Genomic DNA, 25,094 nt, shown 5'->3' with positions numbered 1-25,094 from the left:
AAATTTTACTCAATAAATCTAAAAGTTATGCGGTTTCTACCTGCCCAACCGAATGATAAGCGCGATTAAAATAGACTAAACTTTCATCTTGCTGACTGTGCTGAATAGCAACCACACGACACATAAAAATACTATGTGTTCCGACTTCCTGAATTTGCTCAATCTGACAATCAAAACTGACTAACGCATCTTTTAATATCGGTGCACCCGTTTCTAGCTTTGCCCAAGAACCTAGCTTAAAGCGTTGTTCAGAATTAAATTTACTTGAGGCAAATGCATTTGAGATGTGTTCATGTTGTGAACCTAATACATTCACAGACAAAATTTCATTTTCCATAAAATGAGTATAAGAACGAGAAGATTGATTCATACAAACCAACAATGTCGGTGGTGTATCGGTCACACTACACACAGCAGATGCAGTAAATCCATGCATTCCTGTCTCGCCTTTTGTCGTAATGACATTAACAGCAGTCGTTAACAAAGACATTGCATTTCTAAAGTCAGTCGCTTCAATCATCTTTTCAATCTCAAATTTGAATTTTGCTTATTTCAAGTCGGAATGAGCAAATAATGATTTGATCAATCAAAATGGTTGATCAAATCATCATAGCTTGTCCTTATTCTGAAAAACTCAATTCTTAAAAGTTCTCTTCTTAAAAGAACCGAATTAAGCTGAGAGTTCTTTACGAATAATTTCAGCACCAGCACTTAAAGCATTCAGTTTACCACGTGCCACTTCACGTGCGAGTGGTGCCATACCACAATTGGTTGATGGATATAGCTTATCAGCATCTACAAATTGAAGCGCTTTGCGTAAAGTATTGGCAACTTGTTCAGGCGTTTCAACCTTATTGCTTGCCACATCAATCGCACCGACCATCACTTTTTTGCCACGAATCAATTCAATTAAATCCATTGGCACATGTGAATTTTGACATTCAAGTGAAATAATGTCGATCTTAGATTTTTGTAATTTTGGAAAGGCTTCTTCATATTGACGCCATTCTGAACCCAAAGTCTTTTTCCAATCTGTATTGGCTTTAATGCCATAACCATAGCAAATGTGTACCGCAGTTTCACACTTCAAACCTTCAAGCGCACGTTCTAATGTCGCCACGCCCCAATCATTCACTTCATCAAAGAATACGTTAAATGCTGGCTCATCAAACTGGATAATATCTACACCTGCAGCTTCTAACTCAAGTGCTTCTTGATTGAGAATTTTGGCAAATTCCCAAGCCAATTTTTCACGGCTTTTATAGTGACCATCATATAACGTATCAATCATCGTCATTGGACCAGGAAGTGCCCATTTAATCGGTTGTGTGGTTTGACTGCGTAGAAACTTTGCATCTTCAACGAATACTGGCTTTTGACGACTTACAGCACCCACAACAGATGGCACACTTGCATCATAACGATTACGAATACGCACTGTCTCACGCTTTTCAAAGTCCACACCATCTAAATGTTCAATAAATGTCGTGACAAAATGCTGACGGGTTTGTTCACCATCACTGACAATATCGATGCCTGCATGTTGCTGTTCTTGCAAAGATAAACGCAAAGCATCTTGTTTCGCCTCCAGTAATTCATCGCCTTGTAATTTCCAAGGTGACCAAAGTTTTTCTGGTTCTGCTAACCAAGATGGTTTTGGTAAGCTGCCTGCTGTTGATGTTGGGAGTAAAATTGCCATGTCTAATCTTCTATCTCAATGTTTTTAAAACTAAGTCTGTAAAGTAATATGCTTTAAAATGCTGTTCTTTAATCTATTCGGTCAATCAAGCTGCGTGTTCTTGCTTCGCATTTACAGCAACAAACTTTTCAGCCCATTGCTCAAGAATGTCTTTGTACGGCTTGATAAAGTTTTCTTCCGTCCACTTACCTTGTTTTACTGCCAACTGACCACGCTCAACACGATCATAAACCACACGAGTCAATGAAAAATCCTGAAAATCCAAGCTTGGTTGGTAAACCAAACCTGCAACCGAGTTAGTATTATAAATTTCAGGGCGGTAAATTTTTTGGAAGCTTTCCATGGTACTGATCGCACTGATTAATTCAAAATCGGTATAGTCAGTCAATAAGTTATCTGCTGAATAAAATGCCAACGGTGCCGTCGCATTTTTAGGTTGGAAGTAACGCACACTTAAACCCATTTTTTTAAAATATTCATCAGTACGCGAATATTCATCATTTTTATATTCCACACCAAGCACAGGATGAATATTTGCTGTACGGTAATACGTTTTTGAAGTCGAAACGCTCAAGCAAATCACAGGTTGTTTTTTAAATTCTGTTTTAAAAACCTCTGAATTGACCAAATGCTGATAAAGCTTGCCGTGTAAATCACCAAAGTACTCAGGTTTTTCATTGATTTTAAAACCGAGTTCAGGCAATACCACACTAAAATCGTAATCGCGTACATAAGAAGAAAAACTGTTGCCAATCATGCCTTCAATACGCTCATTGGTTTGATGATCAATGACTGTGCTTTTGAGTGTTTCAATAAAAGGGAACGTATTTCCATTTCCCTCAATATCAATCTCTGCTGAGATAATATCAATTTCAAGTGAATAACGATCAGCATTTGGATTATCGCAACTCGCCAAGGTGTTAAAGCGGTTGTTAATCATTGCCAAAGTTCTACGTAAATTTTCTTGGCGATGCTCACCACGAGCCAAATTGGCAAAGTTTGTTGTCAAACGTGTGTTGTCAGCAGGTTGATAATTTTCATCGAAACGAATGCGCTTAATTGAACATGCGAATTTTTGACTCATGGTGCTCGCCCCTAATTTCTGAGATAAAACATAATTTTCTTGAATGAGCTAAAGATACATGAACTCATACATGAATAAAAATGATTTAATCTAAGTCAATACTGAGTAAAATTCACTTTAATAATTTATTAGATTAATAATGAGCGACATAAAACGATTAAAAGAAATGATTATTTACCTTCTTATGTAGAAGGATGACGAAGTAATTTTTGTTCTGACACCTCATCAACATGTATGAGCATTTTGTGAGAGTGAGAAGATAAAATTATGTACACAAATATGTTTGTAACGTAAAGATCTTTGTTAAACTTTGAAAATACTTGAATAGATTAGATCAGGTGAATTTTCATAAAATCTCTTTATTTTATAAGGCTTATGCGAATTTATTTGAACTTTAAAAACCATTGGAGAATTTTAAATGCAGAAACCTATCCTTATGTTCGATATGGATGGTACCCTTCTCGATTTAGCTTTTGACGATTTAATTTGGAATACTCGCCTACCTGAACGTCATGCCGAAACACATCAATGTACACTTGAACAAAGCAAAGAAATACTTCATACCTTCTACCAACAACACAATCACACGCTGTGTTGGTATTCCTCCAAATATTGGACAGAAAAAGTCGAAGTCGATGTACTGAAACTGCAATACGACAATCAAGAAAAGATTGCACCTCGTCCGGGCTGTTTTGAACTTTTAGAACAATTAAAACAACATGGCTATCGCTGTTGGTTACTGACCAATGCAGATCAGGCGGGTTTACAACTCAAACTTGAAAATATTGATTTAAGCCCTTATTTTGAAGTCATGATTAGTAGTGAAGAAATCGGTTATTCCAAAGAATTTGTAGAGTTTTGGGAAATTTTGCAGCAAAAACATGATTTTGATCCACAATATGCAATGATGATTGATGACACTGAAAAAGTGCTTCAAGGTGCTGAAAAATTTGGAATCACCCAACTCATTACCATTGTACAACCTTCAAGTGGTCGTGCTGCACGCCAAGCCCATGATTTAAATTACCCTGCAATTCAAAATCTTACCGAACTACTCCCACTGATTGAAACCTCAATTACACTTCAAAAGGAATTCAATGTCAAAACAGCCTGAATCACCTGTAACGGAATCGATGCGTGTAGACAAATGGCTTTGGGCAGCGCGTTTTTTTAAAACCCGCTCCATTGCAAAAGATGCCATCGAAGGCGGTAAAGTTCACTTAAATGGTGAGCGTGTAAAAGTTTCAAAAGAAATTCGTATCGGTATGGAACTCACAATTCGCCAAGGCTTTGAGCAAAAAACGGTGCAAATTAAGGCATTATCAGCGGTACGTGGTGGTGCACCCATTGCCCAACAACTTTATGAAGAAACTGAAGTTAGTATTGCTCGTCGTGAGTTGCTTTCCTCACAGAGAAAATTGCATAATCTTGCTCGACCCGAACATCGTCCAAGTAAAAAAGACCGTCGCGACATCAACAGGTTTAAACAGGACAATGATCAGCAATTTGACCAACAATGGTCGTATTTGGATGACTAGTTCCAGACTTAAATCAGGCATGCAGATAGTGCGACACATCATGTCGCTACAATCCAAATAAACATAGAAGAGAAAAGTTTTTTCTGTCACTATGGCTGTCGTGGACAAAGACTGAATCTAAGACATCCACTTAAGTTATTAGTGATATACATCGTTTTTGAGGTTACGAGATGGATGATAATAAAAGTAAGGCACTGAACGCAGCACTCAGCCAAATTGAGAAACAGTTCGGTAAAAACACCGTCATGCGTTTAGGTGACAATACGGTACAAGCAGTTGAAGCAGTATCTACAGGCTCTTTAACGCTTGATATTGCACTTGGTATTGGTGGCTTACCGAAAGGTCGTATTGTTGAGATCTATGGTCCTGAATCTTCAGGTAAAACAACCATGACCTTACAAGCGATTGCTGAATGTCAAAAAGCAGGTGGTACATGTGCCTTTATTGATGCTGAACATGCACTTGACCCACAATATGCCCGTAAATTAGGGGTCGATATTGACAACCTATTGGTTTCTCAACCCGATCATGGTGAGCAGGCTTTAGAAATTGCTGACATGTTGGTACGTTCAGGTGCAATTGACATGATTGTTGTCGATTCTGTGGCAGCACTCACACCAAAAGCTGAAATTGAAGGCGAAATGGGTGATTCACACATGGGCTTACAAGCTCGTTTGATGAGCCAAGCACTACGTAAAATTACAGGTAATGCTAAGCGTTCAAACTGTATGGTGATCTTCATTAACCAAATTCGTATGAAAATTGGTGTGATGTTTGGTAGCCCTGAAACCACAACAGGTGGTAACGCCCTTAAGTTTTATGCTTCTGTACGCTTGGACATTCGCCGTATTGGTCAAGTTAAAGAAGGCGATGAAATTGTTGGTTCTGAAACGCGCGTTAAAGTTGTGAAAAATAAAATGGCGCCGCCATTCCGTGAAGCATTATTCCAAATTTTGTACGGTAAAGGTGTAAACCATTTAGGTGAATTGATTGATCTTGCCGTTTCACAAGAATTGGTCAATAAAGCTGGCGCTTGGTATTCTTACAAAGGCGAAAAAATTGGTCAGGGTAAAAATAATGTGATTCGTCACCTTGAAGAAAATAAACACATTGCAGAAGAGTTAGAAAAACTCATTCGTGAACAACTACTCACGACTGCAATACCTACTGATGAAAAAGATGAAGAAGAACCTGAATTTCTTGATGCTTAAATCATCACCATTAAACTAAACAATTAATACAAAACGCTCTTCGGGGCGTTTTTTATATACCAAACCTATTTAATGCAGAATAATGCATTTACCCTTGCCATTCAGCGTTACACTTGACATGAAAGACACTTTTTAAATTTTTGAATAGCCATGACCGAATCCAAATTTACTAAACTTATTGATTATGATGCCCTCAAACAACAGTTTGGAGAAGCGCATCCTAAGCATGTTTCAACAACCAATGAAGAAAATTTAGATCAAGATGCTTTACGATTTACAGCCAATCAGCACAATAAGCGATTTCTACGCCAACAGACTCAGAATAGCAATGATTCTGATATTGACTCTAATGATCAAGATAATACCTCCACACAAGCACAGAAAATAGGACTCACAGGCACTCGCCTGCGCTCATACGCCTTTGCTGTATTGACCCGTAGAGAATACTCAAAAAAAGATTTAATTGAAAAACTCGCTTTATATGCTGAAAATCGAGATGAAGTAAATACGCTTGTAGATGAACTTTCTAGAGAGAATTACCAAAGCGATCAACGTGTTGCTGAAATGCTCGTAAGAAGCCAAATACGCAAAGGAAAAGGTCCAAATCGAATCAAGTTAGCGCTCAGAGCAAAAAGTATTGATAGCGAGCTTGCCAAACACGATATGAACGAAATTGATTGGTATGAAGAAGCCTATCAACTCAAAGTAAAAAAATACGGTACAGAAGTGAGTAAAGATCCAAAAATCAAAGCAAAACAAATCCGTTTTTTACAATATCGAGGTTTTGAAATGGATGCGATTATAAAAGCAATATCAAGAAGAGAAGAATAAATTAAGAACAAATATAAATATTATTTTAATTATGGTGGCAACCCCACTAGCAAAACTCCGGCACATCATAGTTCTGATACCGTTGCTACCTTCCGGTCCTGGCGGGGTTCTCAGATTACAATTGCGAAGCCACCAGCGGGGCTACCATTACAAGAAGAGAGTATAGAGATTTTTTTACATCTTGCAAGTGCGTATTTTAATTTTAAGCAAGTTATTCATTCGTTTGAGTATTTATTCGCCAAATCTAATTTATACAGCTTAAATGAGTATGTTTCCCCGATTTCGATTACATCACATCCATGATTTAAACCAATATATGGCGACATTGTAAAAGCCACTTGCAATTCAAGGCAGAGCCGTTTTAAATGAGTTCATCATATTATTTTGATGCGTCCCCTTATCAAAAATAAGTAAATACGTACCTGTTGTTCAAGATGGATTTCATTATGCTCAGAAAGCATGCTTTACTCGCAATTTCACTCCTCAGCGCAGCGACACTTTATGCTGTTCCGATTGAATCTAACTCATTAAGCAGATTAAGTGCCTCTAATAGCAACACCCCAAACAATAGCAATATGAATTGGGATTTATTACAAAAAAATCAGAATCTTGAAAATCAAGTCCGTGCATTACGAGGCAAAATTGAAGAACAAGATTATGCCATTGAACAGCTAACTAAAGAACTTACGAGCAAATATACCGACTTAGATCAACGCTTAGAACTTCTCAACCAACGCCTAGATCCAGATAGTGATACAGCACAAGAAGAAGCAACTGAGCCTAAAACTAAAGTTACTCAAGAAATGACGACAGCTCCACAACAAACAATTCCACTTAGTCCAGTTCCAACTGTACCTAATAAATAAACAGCCAAATAAAAAAGACATCTTAAAGATGTCTTTTTTATTTTAATCCATTTTGTATCCATGCTTAACGCACAACACCACGTACTGACTTAGTCAACGAATCAATAAGTAACTGTACTTCTGCAACTTCTGGCAAAATTTCTGCTCGGATTTGCTCAATCGCTTGATCTGTAGTCAATCCTGATTTATAAATCAGCTTAAATGCACTACGCAAACCTTGTATTGTATTTTTAGACCAACCTTTACGGCGCATACCTTCTACATTCATACCAAATGCATGTGCAGGATTGCCTGACACCATCACATAAGCTGGAACATCTTTTAAAATCAATGATGCACCACCAATCATGCTGTAAGAATCAATCTTACAGAATTGATGAATACCTGAGTTACCGCCAATGATAACAAAACTACCAATGTGAACATGCCCTGCTACACCGACATTGTTAGCAAAAATATTGTGATCACCCACCACACAATCATGTGCAATATGTGTATTGACCATCAATAAATTATGACTACCAATTTTAGTCAATGCTTTATCTTGCACAGTACCACGGTGCAAACTACAGTGTTCACGAATTTTGTTATGATCACCGATTTCAAGCCAAGTTTCTTCGCCCTGATATTTTAAATCTTGGCAAACTTCACCTACACTGGCAAATTGAAAAATTTCGTTGTGTTCACCAATTCGAGTATACCCACCCACAACAACGTGTGAGTGGAGCTGTGTACCTGAACCAATGCTGACATTGGGACCAATAATACAATACGGCCCAATTTTAACATCAGCCGCAATCACGGCTGATGGGTCAATAATTGCAGTTGAATGGATTAAATCTTTATTGCTCATGCCTGCTCTAATTTCTGATGAGAAATGATAATTTCAGCGGTTGCTGCAACCACGCCGTCTACACTGGCAGTACATAAATATTTGTAAATGCCACGTTTTTGCATGAGTAATTCTGATTTTAGCACGAGTTGGTCACCAGGTACGACTTGTTTTTTAAATCGTATTTTTTCGGCACCCGCAAAAAGAAACAATGAACCTGGACGTGGCTTTTCGCCATTCATAATAAAACCAAGCACACCCGATATCTGAGCCATCGCTTCAACAATCAGTACACCCGGCATAATTGGATAGCCTGGAAAATGTCCCTGCATAAACTCTTCATTAATAGAAACATTTTTATAACCAGTAATGGCATTTTCAGTAACCTCAGTAACACGATCAACCAATAAAAATGGGTAACGGTGTGGAAGATACTCACGGATGGTCTGTACCTGCATAGGAAGTTCAGGTACTGCAAATGGTAATGATTTTAACTCAGACATAATTATTTACGCGACTTTAAAGTTGTTTCAAGAGACTCAATGCGAGTTTGCATATCATCAAGCTTTTTCACAATTCGGGTCAATGGCACATCTGCTAATTGTCGAAGGCGAACCACGGTACGTTTCCATTGTCCTGATTCAAACAAACCTGTTCCTGAAGAATAAGATCCGGCTTCAGAAATAGTTTTTGTGACCATTGACATTCCTGTAATTGTCACATTATCAGCCAATGAAATATGACCAACGATACCGACACCACCAGCAAGCACGCAGTTTTTGCCAATCGTACTACTTCCTGCGACACCACACTTCGCAGCAATCGCAGTGTGTGCACCAACTTTGACGTTATGAGCGATTTGCACAAGGTTATCAATAATTACACCTTGCTCTAAAATCGTATCATCCAAAGCACCACGATCAATACTACAATTTGAGCCGATTCGGACATCATCTGCAATCTGAACCGAACCCAATTGTGCAATACGATGCCATTTTCCCTGATAAGGTGCGAAGCCGAACCCTTCTCCACCAATGACTGTATTGGCATGGATACGCACTCGATTACCTAATTTACTCGCAGCAGTAATCGTGACATGTGAATCAATAAAGCAATCCTTACCAATCTCTACACCATCATCTATTTTAACTTGCGATTGGATAATCGTATTTGCTCCAACCACACAATTTTCACCAATCACCGTGTAATGCCCAATATAGGCATCATCAGCAACAATAGCAGAAGGGTCAATTTGTGCAGTGCTTTCAATACCACGTTTTTGTACTTTTATTTCAAATGCATGCGTCAGCATCGCAAAAGCGAGGTAAGGATTATCAACAATGATAAAGTTTTGATGAGCTGTCAGTCTTGACTGTAAAACAGCAGGAATAATTAATGCCCCTGCTTTTGAAGCTTGTGCTGCCTCTATATATTTTTCACCATTCACAAACGCAATGTGATGGGGCTGTGCCTGTTCTAAACTGGCAAGATTTTCAAGTACAAGATTGTGTTGACCAATTGACTCACCTCTAACGAGCTGAGCCAATTCATCAAGCTGAAAACGATTGGATTTCATTGCTTATTTGATTGCATTAACCTTTTGAATCATTTTAGCAGTTAAATCATACTTCGAGTCAAATGCAATCACTGTATTCTTGTTCAATACAAGATCAAGACTGTTTTCAGTGCGCAATTGTTCAGCAGCCTGCTTTACACGTGTTTCAAATACGGAATTTGTATTTTGGATTGTAGACTGAACTTTTGTTTGCACACTTTGTTGAATCGTTTGGAATTCAGTCACTTTCGCTTGATACTGCGCATTAATTTGCTGCGCATTTGCACCTTGAGCCTGAGCTTTTTGCTTTAATGCCTCAATATCTTTGGTGATTTGTTCAAGTTTAGCCGTTTGTGGTTTTACTGTTTGCTCAAGCGCTGCATTCTGTTGTTTCAAATACGTGCTACTTTCAACCACTTTTTCAATATCAACAACACCATAACCCGCAGCATGTGTTAAACCTGTAATACCCATCGCCAAACTTAATAATGCAACTTTCATTTTTTTCATCATCATTCCTTTAGTTATACATTAAAACAGTAATCGGATGACCGCACTTAGAAAGTACGGCCGATTTCAAACTGAATTTCTTTGGTTTGATCGCCTGGTTTATCATTCAATGGGAATGCATAACTCAGTGATAATGGACCAATCATCGTAATCCACGTAAAGCCTACGCCTACGCTATAACGCATATTACTTAAATCGAAGTCAAAGTTATCTTTACAATATTGTTTTGCATCGACACCTGGATCTTTTGAACCTTCCGAATCACCCTGAAGATATAAAGTGCCTTGCGCGGTACTACAATTCGTATCAAAAACTTGTGCACCCTCAGCAAAAATCACAGGACGAATTTGACGAGCCCAATCACCCTTAAATGGAACAGGTAGTGCAATTTCAGTACCGAACTGAATCAAAGCATTACCACCCACTTCCTCAGGATCGTAATCTTTAGTATGACGTTCATTATACGTTACGCCCGGATAATTCGGTCCAAGCGTACTGTTATCATAACCACGTACTGAACCATAACCACCAGCATAGAAGTTTTTATAGAATGGTAAATCATTACCGTAACCTAACTTACCATAACCACGCCATACAAAATCACGCCCTAATGGGAAATAAGCTTGTGCATCGTAGGTAAGTTTCTGATATTCAACATCACTACCCGGCAATGCAATTTCAGCATTTACACGATGTGACATACCTGAGGTCGGGAAAATTGGACGGTTTAATGTGTTATAAGACCAACCTAAGTTTAAGTTATAGGTTAAAAACTCACCCTCAAACTCATCACCGTAAGGAATTTCCTCTACAGCACATTTAACGCCCGTGATCACATCCTTACCTGTTACAGGATCTTTCTCAGTGATATCCTGCATTTGCGACTTACCATTGTCATCTGTCGGGCAATAGCTCGTTTCATGGTTTTTCTTGCCACCATTTGCTAACAGATAATCACGCACATAAGTCGAAACATATGGACCTGTGGTCACTTTAGTATTGTCAATGTTTAAACCTGCACTGACATTCTGGTTTTCATCAATTGGGTAACCAAAAGTCAAACCACCACCAAAGCTATCTGTAACGTAATTATTAACGTTATAGTCATTATCCAGTTTGGTTTTACGGTAATACATATTGTAACCACGACTCACACCATCAATCGTGAAATATGGATCGGTTACACTTAAGTTATAATAATCTTGTGTTTCTGAACGCGAAAGATCAATAGCAACACGATTACCTGTGCCCAAGAAATTGGTTTGACTTAAGCCTGCTTGGAAGGTAATACCACCACTTTGCGAATAACCTACCGCTAAAGTACTTGTACCTGAATGTTGCTCTTCAACTTCAACATTCAAATCGACTTGGTCGGGTGCATTTGGAATACGTACAGGTTTAACATCCACTTTACTAAAGAAACCCGTACGCTCTAGACGGACTTTTGACAAATCAATTTTTTCATTGCTTGCCAATGCACCTTCCATTTGACGCATTTCACGACGTAATACTTCATCAGCCGTTTTAGTGTTTCCTGAGAAGTTAATACGGCGTACTGTCACTTGCTGACCAGGGTTGATATAAAAATTTAAATCAACCACATGAGTTTCATTGTTAATTTCAGGAACAACGTTCACTTCAGTATAGTAATACCCTGCATTACCATATTTACGAAGCAATAACTGCTTAACAGCATTCACTTTTTCTTGCGAATAAGTTGTACCATCTTTATAAAGTTGTAAGGCTTTCAACTCTTCAGGTTTATATAGCGCATCACCTAAAAACTTAGTTTCACCAAACTTGAATTGCTCGCCTTCGTGTATTGAAACTTCAATGAAGATATTCTTTTTATCTTCACTGATATTCAAATTTGAGCTATTAATGTCAAAGTTGATATAACCCTTATTCAAATACAGTGCACGTAAAGACTCTAAACTTGCCGCCATTTTCTCACGAGCGTAGCGATCATTACGTGATACAACAGACAACCAACCACTTTCTTTTACAGCGAAGACCTGTTTAATCTCATCATCTTTAAAGACTGTATTACCAATCACGTTGATATCAAAAACTTTCGCAGGTTTACCTTCGTTAAAGTTAATATCTAAATCAACACGGTTATTTGGACGCGCGATTGTTTCAACTTTCACATCGGCATCATAACGACCTTGCTGTGAATACTGTTGCTCAAGTTCAGTCTCCAAAGTTTGCAATGCAGACTTCTTCAGCACCTCACCTTCAGCAAGACCCATTTTCTTTAAACCTTCTTCCAATGCTTCTTTTGGAATCAGCTTATTGCCTTTGAAGTTAATTTTAGAAATAACTGGTCGCTCAACAACAGTGAACACCAATACGTCATTCTCTTTACTGGCTTTGATATCATCAAACATATTGCTTGCATAAAGCGTACGAATTGAGTCTGCAATAATAGGATCTGAAATGCGACCGCCACTACTGACTGGCAACATTGCCAGTACACTGCTTTGAGTCAAACGAACCAAACCATCTACACGGATATCACGTGCAATAAATTCGTCTGCTGCATATACGTGTTGTACAGCTGCCATTGCACTTACAAGTGCAAGTGGCATAAATAAATGTGAACGCTGCATGCCTATTATTTTCCAGTAAAGTTAATTGTCCATCTATAACGTTTATAAACGCATAAAATCATTAAATATTGCGAGTATCATCATGCTACCCAACAGTAACATACCAATTTTCAAACCAACCAATTGTATTTGTTCAGAAACAGGTTTACCACGTATTGCTTCAATTATGTAATAAACCAAGTGACCGCCATCAAGCATCGGTATTGGCAATAAATTTAGAATCCCCAAACTCACACTCATCAGTGCCATAAAGGAAATAAAGGTTTGCCAACCCATTTCAGCACTTTGACCTGCCACTTTTGCTATGGTAATTGGCCCTGATAGATTATCCAGCCCAATTAAACCACGCACCATTTTCACCATGGAGTTCAAAATCATCGCTGAAATTTGACCCGTTTTTTCAACTGCCATGACTGCAGCTTCAGCAGGATTATATTGAATCGTTTGCTTATATTCTGCAGGAATATTGACCTGACCTGTCTGCGCCTGAACACCAAGCATACCAGTCACTTGTCCCATATTGTCACGTTTACCCTGTGGCATGACTTTTAAATGAACAATTTGACCTTTTCGCAACACATCCATCGCCAAAAGTTTTTCAGGTGATTTTTGTACCACATCCACCACATCAAACCAATCTTTCATTGGCACTTGATTAATTGCAACAATCTTATCGCCTTCTTTCATGCCTTGACGAATCGCCGCACCATCTTCACTGAGTTTAAAAACAACAGCAGGAATTTCAGGACGATACGGTACAAAACCTAGTACATCAAAAGGTGATTGGGTTTGATCTTTTAAGAATGCTTGAATCGGTAGTACAAAATTTTGTACTTGACCTTGACGTTCAACTCGCAAATCGATATGCCCTGTTTCACCAACACGATCAACCAATGCATAATTGAGCTTTTCCCAATTGGGTGTTTCAGTACCATCAATCGCTACAATTTTATCACCCGCTTGTAGTTGCATCGTTGCAGCAGGTGTATTCGGTAGAATTTTACCAATACGCGTATTCAATTGCTCTTGAGCAGGTAGAAATAGAATCCAAAATAAAAATGCTGCAAAAATCAGATTCACCAATGGTCCTGCTGCAACAATTGCAATACGCTTCCATGGTGATTGGCGGTTAAATGCATAAGGTAAATCTTCTGCACTGACATTGCCTTCACGCTCATCAAGCATTTTGACATAGCCACCTAAAGGCAAAGCCGAAAGCTGATACTGAATACCTGATTTTTTTGATGTCCATTTAAGCACAACAGGACCAAAGCCTATGGAATACACCAAGACTTTAACACCCAATTTACGAGCAACCCAATAATGACCAAACTCATGAATGGCAATTAATGGACCAAGTAAAAAGATAGCAGCAACAATGATAAAAAGAACATTCATGCCTTAGCTTCCCAGTTGTAAAATGCGCTGTTCAGCAACCTGACGAGCAAGTCGATCTGTATGCAAAATAATATCAATACTTTCTGCAACACCATTTTGAACATGATTGAGCGTATATTCAACTGTTTCTGCAATCTGTAAAAAACCAATTTTCTGCTGTAAGAATGCAGCAACTGCTATTTCATTGGCTGCATTTAAAATTGTAGCCGCTAAACCACCATTTTTCATCGCTTGGCGAGCCAACTTTAAAGCTGGAAAACGAACTAAATCAGGTTCTTGAAAATCCAACCGTGATTGTACGAACAAATCTAGCGGTGGCACATCCGTCTGAATACGCTCCGGCCATGCCAAAGCATGAGCAATTGGCGTACACATATCAGGGTTACCCATTTGAGCCAAAGTTGAACCATCCACATATTGAACCATAGAGTGAATAATACTTTGTGGATGCACAACCACTGTAACAAAATGTTCTTTAATTGAAAATAAATGACACGCTTCGATCAATTCCAAGCCTTTATTCATCAAGGTTGCTGAATCTACCGATATTTTTTGTCCCATCGACCAATTCGGATGCTTACAGGCTTGTGCAGGTGTGACTTGTTTTAATTGTTCTAAGCTATGATCACGAAATGGCCCGCCTGAAGCAGTCAACAAAACTTGCTTCACACCAAGTAAAGGCTCACCGTGTTTCTCAATCTGTAAATAATTTTGAGGCAGGCACTGAAATATCGCATTATGCTCAGAATCGACAGGCAACAATAATGCTTGATGCTTTTTAGCCTCTTGAATCATGATATCACCAGACATCACCAAGGCTTCTTTATTGGCAAGTAAAACACGTTTACCTGCTTTAACAGCCGCTAATGTAGGTAACAATCCTGCTGCACCAACAATTGCGGCCATAACAACATCGACATCTGTATGTTGTGAAACAGCAATTAAACCTTCCTCACCACTTAGAATTTCAATATCATGAATATTCATAGCTTGAAGCAATTGATTTAATTCATCTACTCTTACAGCAGGCACGACCGCGATTTTCGGTCTATACTGTTTACATATTTGGCTTAATTCTTCAATACGACTATACGCCGTCACTGCAAAAACCGAATATTTGTCAGGATGTTGCTCCAAAACTTTAAGCGTGCTTAAACCAATCGAACCCGTAACACCTAATATACTGACAGATTGTGACATCTATAAATTTACACCAATAAGTTTTAAAACATACAAACCTGCTGCAAAAATCGGCGCAGCAGCAAGTAAAGAATCAATTCGATCAAGTACACCGCCATGACCTGGCAAAATACGTCCCGAATCTTTAATTCCAGCACGACGTTTGATCATTGATTCAAACAAATCGCCCTGCACTGAACTAAAGACAGTAACAATAGATAAAATCAGAAAAAGAATATGTTGTGAGAGCGTTAGATTCAAGTAAACCGTTTGCACAATCACAATAATAATGGCAACCGTAACAATTCCACCCAATAAACCTTCAATGGATTTATTTGGACTAACTGAAGGTGCAAGTTTACGACGCCCTAATTTACGTCCAACAAAATATGCACCACTGTCTGCCCCCCAAACTAAAAGGAACAAGTACATGAGCCACCAAGGTGAACTTTCCCAAACATTGAAAATCGCAGTGACAGCAGCGGTAATCAGTACCAATCCAACAACATATAGGCTTGCATTATACCAACCATCATATTCTGGATAAGACTTCACCCAATGCACACTTACAATCCAAGTAAGAATTGAGGCAGCCCAAAGCAATAATGCTAAGTCGCCAAAATAAAGTGCTAAACCTGAAAGACCAGCTGTAAGTAAACCAAAGCCTGCTGCTTGAAGCTTATTTACACTGTCATTCTCATCACGTGGCATGAGCTTAAACCACTCATAACCACCCGCCCCAGCCATAAGAATCATCAACACATACATCGGGTAAGGTGATGGAGTAGCGAACATACAGCTCAGCACTACCGCGACCAATACCAATGCGGTTATTATCCGCTCTAACATTATTATTTCTCTGTATTCTGTTGTTGGATTTGCTCTGATGTTTGTCCAAAACGTCGTTCACGGCCCGCAAATACGCCAAATGCGTGATCAAGCTCTTCAACTGTAAACTCTGGCCATAAAGTCTGAGTAAAGTATAATTCTGCGTAAGCCGCTTGCCACAATAAAAAATTCGACAGACGATAATCACCACCCGTACGAATAAGTAGATCAACAGGTGGTAAGTCACCCAAACTAATATGCTGCCCAAAAAGTTCAGCATCAATTTGATCAACTTCTAACTCTTGATCTTTTACCAGTTGTGCAAGTTGACGCGCTGTATTTGAGATATCCCACATACCGCCATAACTGACCGCAATTGTTAACGTCATGTTAACAAAATTAGCAGTCCTTTGTTCAGCATGCAACATTAATTCACGTAGTTCAGGTGAAAGTCGACTGCGATCACCAATAAAACGCAAGGCAATTTCAAAATGAATCATGCGAGGAATTTGTTCAAGAATCGTTTCTTCAAGCAATTTCATGAGCAAATCCACTTCATACTGTGGACGATTCCAATTTTCACTGGAAAAAGCATAAATGGTGAGTGCAGTTATATTTTGTTTGCGACAATGTTCCACAATAGGATCAAGAACATTTTTTCCTTCACGGTGGCCATCGCCTTTTTGTAACTGTTTCTTTTTAGCAAAACGATTGTTGCCATCCATGATGATGGCAACATGTTTCGGAAGAGTCGTGTCTTCAGATGTGGTCATTGTAAATCTTAGACCTTCATCAATTCAGCTTCTTTTGCAGCAAGGCGCTTTTCAACTTCTGCAACAAATTTATCGGTGATTTTTTGGATATCATCACTTGCACGACGATCATCATCTTCAGAAATTTCTTTTTCTTTCAATAATGCTTTGATGTCACCTAAAACATCACGACGAATGTTACGAATCGCAACTTTCGCATTCTCAGCTTCATTACGTGCAACTTTTTGCATGTCTTTACGTGTTTCTTCAGTCAAAGCCGCCATTGGTACACGAATTGTATCTGAAGTCACAGGGTTTAGACCGAGACCAGACTCACGAATTGCTTTATCAATCGTAGAAACCATTGAGCGTTCAAACGGCTGTACAACTAAAGTACGTGAGTCTTCAACACCAACGCTTGCTACTTGATTCAATGGAACATCAGAACCATAGTAAGAAACCATAACGCCATTTAAGATTGATGGATGCGCACGACCCGTACGAACCTTTGCAAAACCATGCTCTAAAGATTCTAAAGACTTGTTCATACGCTCTTCAGCATCTTTTTTCAGATCGTTAATCATATGATCTTCCTTACTTATTCATTCAAAAACAAAAAATTAAAGTTCAGCAGTATAAAGTGCTTTCAGGCTTACGTACATTAGTTTGTAACGTGAGTCCCTTCTTTTTCACCCATCACTACAGAAAGCAATGCACCTGATTTATTCATATCGAATACTTGCAGGGGCACATTATGATCACGACATAAGCAAATTGCCGTTAAATCCATCACACCTAATTTTTCATCAAGTACTTGATCGAAAGTTAATGTGTCATATTTAACAGCATCATCGTATTTACTTGGATCTTTATTGTATACACCATCAACTTTAGTCGCTTTCAAAATCAAATCTGATTCAATTTCAATACCACGTAAGCAAGCAGCCGTATCAGTTGTAAAGAACGGATTACCCGTACCTGCAACAAACACACATACTTCGCCTTGCGTTAAATGGCGAATTGCATCACGACTTGAGTACGACTCAACCACAGCACCAATTGGCAATGCAGACATTAAGCGAGTTTTAATATTACGGCGTACCAAAGCATCGCGTAATGCCAAACCATTCATCACCGTTGCAAGCATACCCATTTGATCACCCGTTACACGACCAACCAAACCTTCTTTTTGCAATTGGCTACCACGGTAAAGATTACCACCACCCACCACGATGCCCACTTGCACACCCAAACCGACCATGTGTGCAATAGATAAAGACATTTGATCAAGCACTTGTGCATCAATCCCCATGTCCTTATTTCCAGCCAACGCTTCGCCAGAAAGTTTAAGTAAAATGCGCTCGTAACGTGGCTTTTTTGAATCCATCATGAGTGTACTCCGAAATCTATAGCTTAATTTTATCTGAATATCTTTAAAAATTTCTTAAACTTAAACTGTTTTTACAGCAATAAGTTTAGCAAACAGGTCATATTCATCTGCATCGGTAATTTCAACTTCAAGTAAATCGCCTGACTTGATTAGTGATTTATCAATATCTTCAACAAAGACATTGCCATCAATTTCAGGTGCATCTGCATAAGAGCGTGCAATTGCAACAGGGAATTCTTCGTCTAATTCATCAACCAATACAGTCATGGTTTGACCAATACGCTTCTGTAGTTTCGCAGCCGAAATAGCTTGCTGAACTTCCATAAAACGTTCATAGCGTTCTTGTTTAACTTCTTCAGCAACATGATCAGGTAAATCGTTTGCTGTTGCACCTTCAACCGGTGAATACGTAAAACAACCTACTCGATCAAGCTGTGCTTCTTTTAGCCAATCCAGCAACATCACGAAGTCTTCTTCAGTTTCACCGGGAAAGCCGACCACAAATGTAGAACGAATAACTAAATCAGGACATTTCTCACGCCATAATTTTAAATGTTCCAGTGTATTTTCACTGTGGGCTGGTCGCTTCATCAATTTTAAGATGCGCGGACTGGCATGTTGAAAAGGAATATCTAAATATGGAAGAATTTTGCCTTGTGCCATCAGGTCAATAACAGCATCGACATGCGGATATGGGTAGACATAGTGCAAACGCACCCAAATGCCCAATTGACCCAATGCTTCACACATATCAAAAAACTTAGTTTTAACAGGCTGACCATTCCAAAAATCCAACTTATATTTGGTATCTAAACCATAAGCTGAGGTATCTTGGGAAATCACTAAAACTTCTTTCACACCTGCATTTTTCAATGCTTGAGCTTCAGACAGAACTGAGCCTACTGGACGTGAAACAAGGTCACCTCGCATACTTGGAATAATACAGAATGTGCAACGATGGTTACAGCCTTCCGATATTTTCAAATATGCATAATGTTTTGGTGTCAAACGAATACCTTGTTCAGGGACAAGGTCGATGAACGGATTATGTTTAGGTGGCTCTGGTACGTACTCATGTACGGCTTCCATCACTTCCTGATATGCTGCTGCGCCTGTTACTTTTAGGACATTTGGATGCATCGCGCGAATTTTCGCTTCATCTTTTCCTAAACAGCCCGTCACAATAACACGACCATTGGCACTCATGGCTTCGCCAATGGCATCCAATGATTCTTGCACTGCAGATTCAATAAAACCACAGGTATTCACTACAACTAAATCTGCACCATCATAATCTGATGCAACATCATAACCCTCAGTTTTTAACTGAGTTAAAATTCGTTCAGAATCTACCAATGCCTTAGGACAACCTAAAGATACAAAACCGACTTTGGGGGACTTCATGAATCTATGCTCCACTATATTCCGCGTATTGTAAGACTTTTCTGATTATAAAAACAGTTGCAAACGGCACTCTTTGCATAACGCACCAAAATACAACCAATGTATATTCAAAATACCCAATTCGCACCAAAACAGTTCAAAAATATTGTAATGTGAATATACTCAATATAATGATGGAATTAAAAAGCACACTTAGTGTTCATTTTTATCAAAAAAAAGCGATCAACTTGAACAACAATGAAAAGTTGGCGTGTATTTTGCTTTATAGCAGTTCAGCAATCGCCCAACATCGGGTCAAATTTTCTGAATCAGCTTTTCACACTGAACAGGAAAGGATGCAAGATCAAACTGCTTTTGCGCTATTTTAATACAGGAATTTTGGACGAATGGATCAATATCCAACGATCGATTACAGACTTTTGGTCGACAACATGACCACCGCGATTTTACTGATCGATAGTCAACTTAACATTTTTTATTTGAACTCGTCTTGTGAAGCCCTTTTTGACATCAGTTTATTACGAGCATCGGGTCAACCCGTCATGAATCTTCTTCATGCGCCAAATGACGACTTTAATACTTATGAAGCCTTACTCAATACATTAAAAACGGGGCAATCTTACACACGCCGTGAAGCAACCATCAATGTTAACTTTAAAGACATGCACGTGGACTATAGTGTGTCACAACTCAATACGGGTAAGCCCTACCATCCCTTATTGATGATTGAACTTAATCCAATTGATCGCATGTTGAAAATATCTAAAGAAGAAAATCTCATACAACAACATCAAGTTGCTCGCCAACTAATTCGTGGTGTTGCACATGAAATTAAAAATCCACTTGGAGGTATTCGTGGCGCAACACAATTGCTTGCTCGTAGTTTAAATGATCCACAATATGCAGAATTCACCGACATTATTATTAGTGAAGTCGATCGTTTGCGAAATTTAGCAGATACGATGCTGGGCTCACGCCAACTTCCAAGTTACGAATTGGTCAATGTCCATGAACCGCTTGAGCGTGTACGTGCGCTAGTAGCAAATCAAACCAAAAAGAAAGTCAAAATCACACGTGACTATGACCTCTCTTTACCCGAAGTCAAAGCTGACCGAGATCAACTTATTCAAGTGATGTTGAATGTCAGCGTCAACGCTATTCAAGCCATGACTGAAAATAAAGACTTCTTTGTAGACCATCAGCCTGAACTCATTTTAAGAACACGTATTCAGCGACTGGTCACTATTAATGGCACATTACATCGTTCAACACTTCGTATCGATATTGAAGACAATGGACTCGGCATTCCCGAAGATATTATCGAATCGGTGTTTTATCCGCTCGTGACTGCACGTGCAAGTGGTACAGGTTTGGGCTTAAGCATCGCACAAAATATCATGCATCAACATAATGGAATGATTGACTGTCAATCAGTTCCTGGAAAAACAATATTTAGCCTTTATTTACCTTGGGAGACAAACCATGTCACATAATAAAATCTGGGTCATTGATGACGACCGTGCCATGCGTTGGGTGTTGGAAAAAACATTCAAGGAAGAAGGCTTTGATGTGACGAGTTTTGAAGAAGCACAATCTGCACTCGATGAACTCCCTCATAATGCGCCTGATGTCATTTTGACTGACATTCGCATGCCTGGCATTGATGGCTTAACCTTTTTAGCTAAGGTTAAAAGCAACTACCCTGATTTACCTGTCATTATTATGACAGCACACTCAGACTTAGAGTCAGCAGTATCAAGCTATCAAACTGGGGCTTTTGAATACTTACCTAAGCCTTTTGATATTGATGAAGCACTTGCACTGGTCAATCGTGCAATTTTGCATATCAATAAGCTACAACAACAAGAATCTGCAAAAACCACGCAACCAATTCAGTCAACTGAAATTATTGGTGAATCTCCTGCCATGCAGGAAGTATTTCGTGCCATTGGTCGCCTATCACAATCGCACATTACAGTGTTGATTAATGGCGAATCTGGCACAGGTAAAGAGTTGGTTGCACATGCATTACATCGTCACTCACCTCGTGGCAATAAGCCTTTTATTGCACTGAATATGGCAGCCATTCCAAAAGATTTGATTGAAACCGAACTTTTTGGACATGAAAAAGGTGCATTTACTGGAGCAAATACCCAACGTCAAGGACGTTTTGAGCAAGCCAATGGCGGTACACTATTTCTAGATGAAATTGGCGATATGCCTTTTGAAACACAGACACGTTTATTGCGTGTATTGGCAGATGGTGAGTTTTATCGTGTTGGTGGACATATTCCAGTCAAAGTGGATGTACGTATTGTCGCAGCGACACATCAAGATTTGGAAAAATTGGTTCATGATGGTCGCTTCCGTGAAGATCTCTATCATCGACTCAATGTCATTCGTATTCATATACCCAAATTGGCACATCGCTCAGAAGATATTCCAATGCTTGCGCAACATTTCCTTGCCCGTGCAGGCAAAGAACTTGGCGTAAGTCCGAAAATCTTACGTCTTGAAACCCAAGAATACATCAAGCAACTACCTTGGCCAGGGAATGTGCGTCAACTTGAAAATACCTGTCGTTGGCTCACTGTAATGATTACAGGGCGTGAAGTGTATCCTGAGGATCTACCTTCAGAACTCAAACAAATTCCACTTAGCAAAGTAGATGAAACTGGACAAGCGATCACAGGTATTGATCGGATTGCACTGCATCATTGGGATGAAATGCTAGGTCAATGGGCGATTCAAAAACTTAAAAATGGTGAAATGAAAATTCTCGACATTGCTACACCGATGTTTGAGAAAACCTTAATTAATGCGGCACTACAACAAACTCGTGGACGTAAACGTCATGCAGCTGAATTGCTCGGTTGGGGACGTAATACACTGACACGTAAACTTAAAGAGCTTGGTCTAGATTCTGTAGAAGATGAAGACGAAGATGAAAGCAGTAAAAGTGCATTAGCAGATTAAGCTGTAATCATTTAACTTTAACAAAAAATGCCCTGATGATTCAGGGCATTTTTATACATTCACTAAAATGTTCAACAACCACTATTAATTGCTCGTTTCCCATTGCTCGCCTGTTTCAGACAACAAAATATTTTCAGGAAAACGTAATGCAATCAATTGACTTGTATATGCCCGATTATACTGACGATCAACATAGCGCTTACCCACAGAGTAATCGACACAAAAAACATTCTTTTTTTGACCAAACCATTGTACTGTATCAATATATTTAAAAAATCCTGTTTTCTCATCCGTCATTTTAAAATTTCGCCAATAATGCCCAATAATCACAGGAATTTCATCTTGATAATGCACCCACCATGCAGAGCGATCGATCATGCGCCATCTCCCACCGATATAAAAAGGCTGATCAACCAAAAGTTCAGCACCTGAAGTCAATACTTTCATTGGGTTATGCATTTGCTCTACAAGGTCTTGTTGTGCCAAATAGGGTAAAAATGGAATGTCTGCTTGTGGGTTTTTCATCTGTGACCGATATTGCGCCGATTCACGTTTTGCCTGTTCTGCAATGCCTGTTTCACGAACATGATTTTCTGTCATTTGTACAAATTGATCATACGCCTGACGAGTTCCAAGTCCTTGCATACTTTTAAGTATATCAATTGAGTTTTGATCCCAGCAGGCATGTACAACGCGTAACTTTTCCGACTCTAATGCAATTGGCAAAGTTGCCAAAAAATTTAAAATATTCAATCTTTCTTGATGATTTATCTGCCTTGATGTAAAAGATTTATGATCATCTTCATGTGGCGAACCAAAAAACCAACCATTGCCCTCACGCTTTGCATCAATCAGCAAATTTAATTCATGATTACCTAAAACACATTGAGCTTTCCCTTGTTCAACCAATGCTTTTACACGCTGAATCACCGCAAAGCTGTCTGCCCCACGATCACATAAATCACCCACAAAAATAAGCTTACGTTGCTCAGGATGATGACCTTGTTCATCATAACCCAAGACATCTAACAAATGATTTAAAGCTTCAATTTCACCATGAATATCACCTACAATATCAAGAGGTTCATCGAATAATGTCTGTACAAATGCGTTGTTCATTAATCCCCCTAACAGTAGATTTATCCACAAACACAGATTTAGTTGTTTTTATCACACAGCAGATACTTTTCAAAAATTTGCACCTAACCAATTTTCCATACATTCGTCATCTAAATGAAATGCACAATTATTCATTAAATTTCTCACCTTATCTAAATATTGATCATCTAACTCATGAATATGTGGATGAATTAAGACAAAATTCAAATGATTATTTTAGCTAACTCAAAAACCAATGTACTCTCAATCGCTCGTTCAACCATAATAGTTTCAGGCTCAAATTCTTTCAACTGAGCTTCTAACGCATCAATTGAAAGCCCATTTACAGCCACATCCATTTCCCTAGATTTACGATGATTTAAACACAATGCATAGGACGGAAAAAAGTTTTATATTCAACTCTTCATAATGACATTATTACAATTTATTTTTTTTGATAATAATTTTTTAAATTCAATAAACCAACTAATTATATTCAATTATTATGACAAGCATTAAACACCATAAACAGATAAACCACTCAACAAAAAAATAAAATATCGTATAAAAATCAAATATTTCACCAACTTTTCACATCCAATACGCAGCAAAAAAATATCTTTTTTTGAAATTTTCAGAAATTTCAGCACAATAGAAAATAGCACCAATATATAAAAAGAAGCACTTATGAAAATTAGATATTTTATGCTCATTGCTATTACTTTGAGTGCGATAGATACTACTTTTTCCACAGTCGGTGGCAAGCAAATGTTGTGATTTTCAGGCTATGATCAAAATGCCCAGAAACTTTATTGATTACGCCATTATGAAGATGAAAGTGTTCGCTTACCGAACTCTATTATTATCATTTAAAAGCATGTACAGCAAAGCAAACTAAAGCACTCCCTCAATTAATTGAAGTCAGATCGCTTATCTTAGCCAGCAAACTCAAAAACTTGATACTGACTAAAATAGCACTCAATTCTACAAAAAAATTGATAAATTTCAAAAGCGCTTACAGCCTTCAAGAATCGAAGAATCAACACAATTGCATATTCAGCAACCAAATCTTATCTCACAATTCCAGAAGATACAGGCTATATCACTGAAGACTCTATTTTGCTCTCTAATCATTTAGTTATTTAGAATAATCATAAAAAAAGACCTCAACCATGAAAATAGTTGAGGTCTTTAAAATTCATAAACTTAAGCAGCTTCACGCTCACCAATTGGCGTTACTTTACGCAGCTCAGGACCCGTATAATCCGCACTTGGACGAATAATACGATTGTCTGCACGTTGCTCCATGACATGTGCAGCCCAACCTGTTA

The 25,094-nt window shown here is 38.6% G+C and carries 24 protein-coding genes, 1 other RNA gene and 1 pseudogene; 7 read left to right on the top strand and 19 right to left on the bottom strand.

The window, feature by feature from the left end; all coding sequences use genetic code 11:
- Positions 1 to 25: 25 nt before the first annotated feature.
- From ACK2M2_RS06195 to ACK2M2_RS06185, 3 genes are all read right to left on the bottom strand, one after another.
- Positions 26 to 520 carry a flavin reductase gene (locus ACK2M2_RS06195; protein ID WP_409510502.1) on the bottom strand — a complete coding sequence of 165 codons (495 nt, stop codon included), beginning with the start codon at positions 518 to 520 and terminating at the stop codon, positions 26 to 28.
- A 150-nt stretch (positions 521 to 670) separates the two neighbouring features.
- Positions 671 to 1,699: a methionine synthase gene (locus ACK2M2_RS06190; protein ID WP_419346684.1), complete on the bottom strand. Its 1,029-nt coding sequence runs from the start codon at positions 1,697 to 1,699 to the stop codon at positions 671 to 673.
- Positions 1,700 to 1,784: 85 nt separating this feature from the next.
- Complete coding sequence (locus tag ACK2M2_RS06185; RefSeq protein ID WP_419346682.1) at positions 1,785 to 2,783, bottom strand: putative oxygenase MesX; 999 nt, start codon at positions 2,781 to 2,783, stop codon at positions 1,785 to 1,787.
- Positions 2,784 to 3,201: 418 nt separating this feature from the next.
- On the opposite strand from ACK2M2_RS06185, the gene ACK2M2_RS06180 reads away from it, so the two are divergent.
- From ACK2M2_RS06180 to ACK2M2_RS06165, 4 genes are all read left to right on the top strand, one after another.
- Entirely contained in the window at positions 3,202 to 3,897 is a 696-nt protein-coding gene (locus tag ACK2M2_RS06180) for an HAD-IA family hydrolase (protein WP_419346680.1), read from the top strand.
- Positions 3,881 to 4,321 carry an RNA-binding S4 domain-containing protein gene (locus ACK2M2_RS06175; RefSeq protein WP_419346678.1) on the top strand — a complete coding sequence of 147 codons (441 nt, stop codon included), beginning with the start codon at positions 3,881 to 3,883 and terminating at the stop codon, positions 4,319 to 4,321. The genes ACK2M2_RS06180 and ACK2M2_RS06175 overlap by 17 nt, the downstream gene beginning before the upstream one ends.
- A 170-nt stretch (positions 4,322 to 4,491) precedes the next feature.
- Positions 4,492 to 5,532: a recombinase RecA gene (gene recA, locus ACK2M2_RS06170; RefSeq protein ID WP_409510564.1), complete on the top strand. Its 1,041-nt coding sequence runs from the start codon at positions 4,492 to 4,494 to the stop codon at positions 5,530 to 5,532.
- A gap of 150 nt (positions 5,533 to 5,682) precedes the next feature.
- Entirely contained in the window at positions 5,683 to 6,363 is a 681-nt protein-coding gene (locus ACK2M2_RS06165; protein ID WP_419346675.1) for a regulatory protein RecX, read from the top strand.
- Between the two features lie 41 nt (positions 6,364 to 6,404).
- On the opposite strand, the gene ffs is transcribed toward ACK2M2_RS06165, so the two are convergent.
- Positions 6,405 to 6,501, bottom strand: an RNA gene (gene ffs / locus ACK2M2_RS06160) — signal recognition particle sRNA small type.
- A 308-nt stretch (positions 6,502 to 6,809) separates the two neighbouring features.
- Here ffs and ACK2M2_RS06155 point away from each other — a divergent pair.
- A complete protein-coding gene (locus ACK2M2_RS06155; protein WP_419346672.1) occupies positions 6,810 to 7,229 on the top strand; it encodes a YbgF trimerization domain-containing protein in 420 nt (139 codons plus the stop codon).
- A gap of 64 nt (positions 7,230 to 7,293) precedes the next feature.
- On the opposite strand, the gene lpxA is transcribed toward ACK2M2_RS06155, so the two are convergent.
- The 12 genes from lpxA to rimO form a co-directional block, all read right to left on the bottom strand.
- Positions 7,294 to 8,082, bottom strand: a complete 789-nt coding sequence (gene lpxA, locus ACK2M2_RS06150; RefSeq protein ID WP_419346669.1) for an acyl-ACP--UDP-N-acetylglucosamine O-acyltransferase — start codon at positions 8,080 to 8,082, stop codon at positions 7,294 to 7,296.
- A complete protein-coding gene (gene fabZ, locus ACK2M2_RS06145) occupies positions 8,079 to 8,564 on the bottom strand; it encodes a 3-hydroxyacyl-ACP dehydratase FabZ (protein ID WP_409510568.1) in 486 nt (161 codons plus the stop codon). Before fabZ ends, lpxA begins: the two co-directional genes overlap by 4 nt.
- Before the next feature lie 2 nt (positions 8,565 to 8,566).
- A complete protein-coding gene (gene lpxD, locus ACK2M2_RS06140) occupies positions 8,567 to 9,637 on the bottom strand; it encodes a UDP-3-O-(3-hydroxymyristoyl)glucosamine N-acyltransferase (RefSeq protein ID WP_409510569.1) in 1,071 nt (356 codons plus the stop codon).
- Between the two features lie 3 nt (positions 9,638 to 9,640).
- The gene (locus tag ACK2M2_RS06135) at positions 9,641 to 10,126 is read right to left on the bottom strand and encodes an OmpH family outer membrane protein (RefSeq protein WP_409510570.1); all 486 of its coding nucleotides are present in this window, start codon (positions 10,124 to 10,126) and stop codon (positions 9,641 to 9,643) included.
- A 47-nt stretch (positions 10,127 to 10,173) separates the two neighbouring features.
- Complete coding sequence (gene bamA, locus ACK2M2_RS06130) at positions 10,174 to 12,738, bottom strand: outer membrane protein assembly factor BamA (RefSeq protein WP_419346665.1); 2,565 nt, start codon at positions 12,736 to 12,738, stop codon at positions 10,174 to 10,176.
- A 42-nt stretch (positions 12,739 to 12,780) separates the two neighbouring features.
- Entirely contained in the window at positions 12,781 to 14,136 is a 1,356-nt protein-coding gene (gene rseP / locus ACK2M2_RS06125; protein ID WP_409510572.1) for an RIP metalloprotease RseP, read from the bottom strand.
- A 3-nt stretch (positions 14,137 to 14,139) separates the two neighbouring features.
- The gene (ispC, locus tag ACK2M2_RS06120; RefSeq protein WP_409510573.1) at positions 14,140 to 15,336 is read right to left on the bottom strand and encodes a 1-deoxy-D-xylulose-5-phosphate reductoisomerase; all 1,197 of its coding nucleotides are present in this window, start codon (positions 15,334 to 15,336) and stop codon (positions 14,140 to 14,142) included.
- Entirely contained in the window at positions 15,337 to 16,164 is an 828-nt protein-coding gene (locus ACK2M2_RS06115; protein WP_409510574.1) for a phosphatidate cytidylyltransferase, read from the bottom strand. It lies immediately after the preceding gene.
- A 2-nt stretch (positions 16,165 to 16,166) separates the two neighbouring features.
- Positions 16,167 to 16,916, bottom strand: a complete 750-nt coding sequence (gene uppS / locus ACK2M2_RS06110; RefSeq protein WP_419346661.1) for a polyprenyl diphosphate synthase — start codon at positions 16,914 to 16,916, stop codon at positions 16,167 to 16,169.
- Positions 16,917 to 16,924: 8 nt separating this feature from the next.
- On the bottom strand, positions 16,925 to 17,479 hold the full coding sequence (gene frr / locus ACK2M2_RS06105) for a ribosome recycling factor (RefSeq protein WP_409510576.1): 555 nt from the start codon (positions 17,477 to 17,479) through the stop codon (positions 16,925 to 16,927).
- Positions 17,480 to 17,556: 77 nt separating this feature from the next.
- Positions 17,557 to 18,285, bottom strand: coding sequence for a UMP kinase (gene pyrH, locus ACK2M2_RS06100; protein WP_409510577.1), 729 nt, complete (start codon positions 18,283 to 18,285; stop codon positions 17,557 to 17,559).
- A gap of 60 nt (positions 18,286 to 18,345) precedes the next feature.
- Positions 18,346 to 19,689 carry a 30S ribosomal protein S12 methylthiotransferase RimO gene (gene rimO / locus ACK2M2_RS06095; protein WP_419346657.1) on the bottom strand — a complete coding sequence of 448 codons (1,344 nt, stop codon included), beginning with the start codon at positions 19,687 to 19,689 and terminating at the stop codon, positions 18,346 to 18,348.
- A 386-nt stretch (positions 19,690 to 20,075) separates the two neighbouring features.
- On the opposite strand from rimO, the gene glnL reads away from it, so the two are divergent.
- On the top strand, positions 20,076 to 21,182 hold the full coding sequence (gene glnL, locus ACK2M2_RS06090) for a nitrogen regulation protein NR(II) (RefSeq protein ID WP_419346654.1): 1,107 nt from the start codon (positions 20,076 to 20,078) through the stop codon (positions 21,180 to 21,182).
- Positions 21,172 to 22,665, top strand: coding sequence for a nitrogen regulation protein NR(I) (gene glnG, locus ACK2M2_RS06085; protein WP_409510580.1), 1,494 nt, complete (start codon positions 21,172 to 21,174; stop codon positions 22,663 to 22,665). The genes glnL and glnG overlap by 11 nt, the downstream gene beginning before the upstream one ends.
- Before the next feature lie 84 nt (positions 22,666 to 22,749).
- Here the strand turns inward: glnG and ACK2M2_RS06080 are convergent, their stop codons facing one another.
- The 3 genes and pseudogenes from ACK2M2_RS06080 to ACK2M2_RS06070 all read right to left on the bottom strand — a co-directional run.
- Positions 22,750 to 23,784, bottom strand: a complete 1,035-nt coding sequence (locus tag ACK2M2_RS06080) for a metallophosphoesterase (protein ID WP_419346651.1) — start codon at positions 23,782 to 23,784, stop codon at positions 22,750 to 22,752.
- 203 nt (positions 23,785 to 23,987) lie between these two features.
- Positions 23,988 to 24,116, bottom strand: coding sequence for a hypothetical protein (locus ACK2M2_RS06075; protein ID WP_409510582.1), 129 nt, complete (start codon positions 24,114 to 24,116; stop codon positions 23,988 to 23,990).
- Between the two features lie 853 nt (positions 24,117 to 24,969).
- Positions 24,970 to 25,094, bottom strand: a pseudogene (locus ACK2M2_RS06070) (2-methylcitrate synthase); the annotation flags it as partial.

It is taken from the genome of Acinetobacter sp. TY1, from assembly GCF_048551395.1.
Taxonomy (GTDB): domain Bacteria; phylum Pseudomonadota; class Gammaproteobacteria; order Pseudomonadales; family Moraxellaceae; genus Acinetobacter.
The sequence above is the reverse complement of the archived record's forward strand: the minus strand, read 5'-3'. Positions and strand labels throughout refer to the sequence as shown.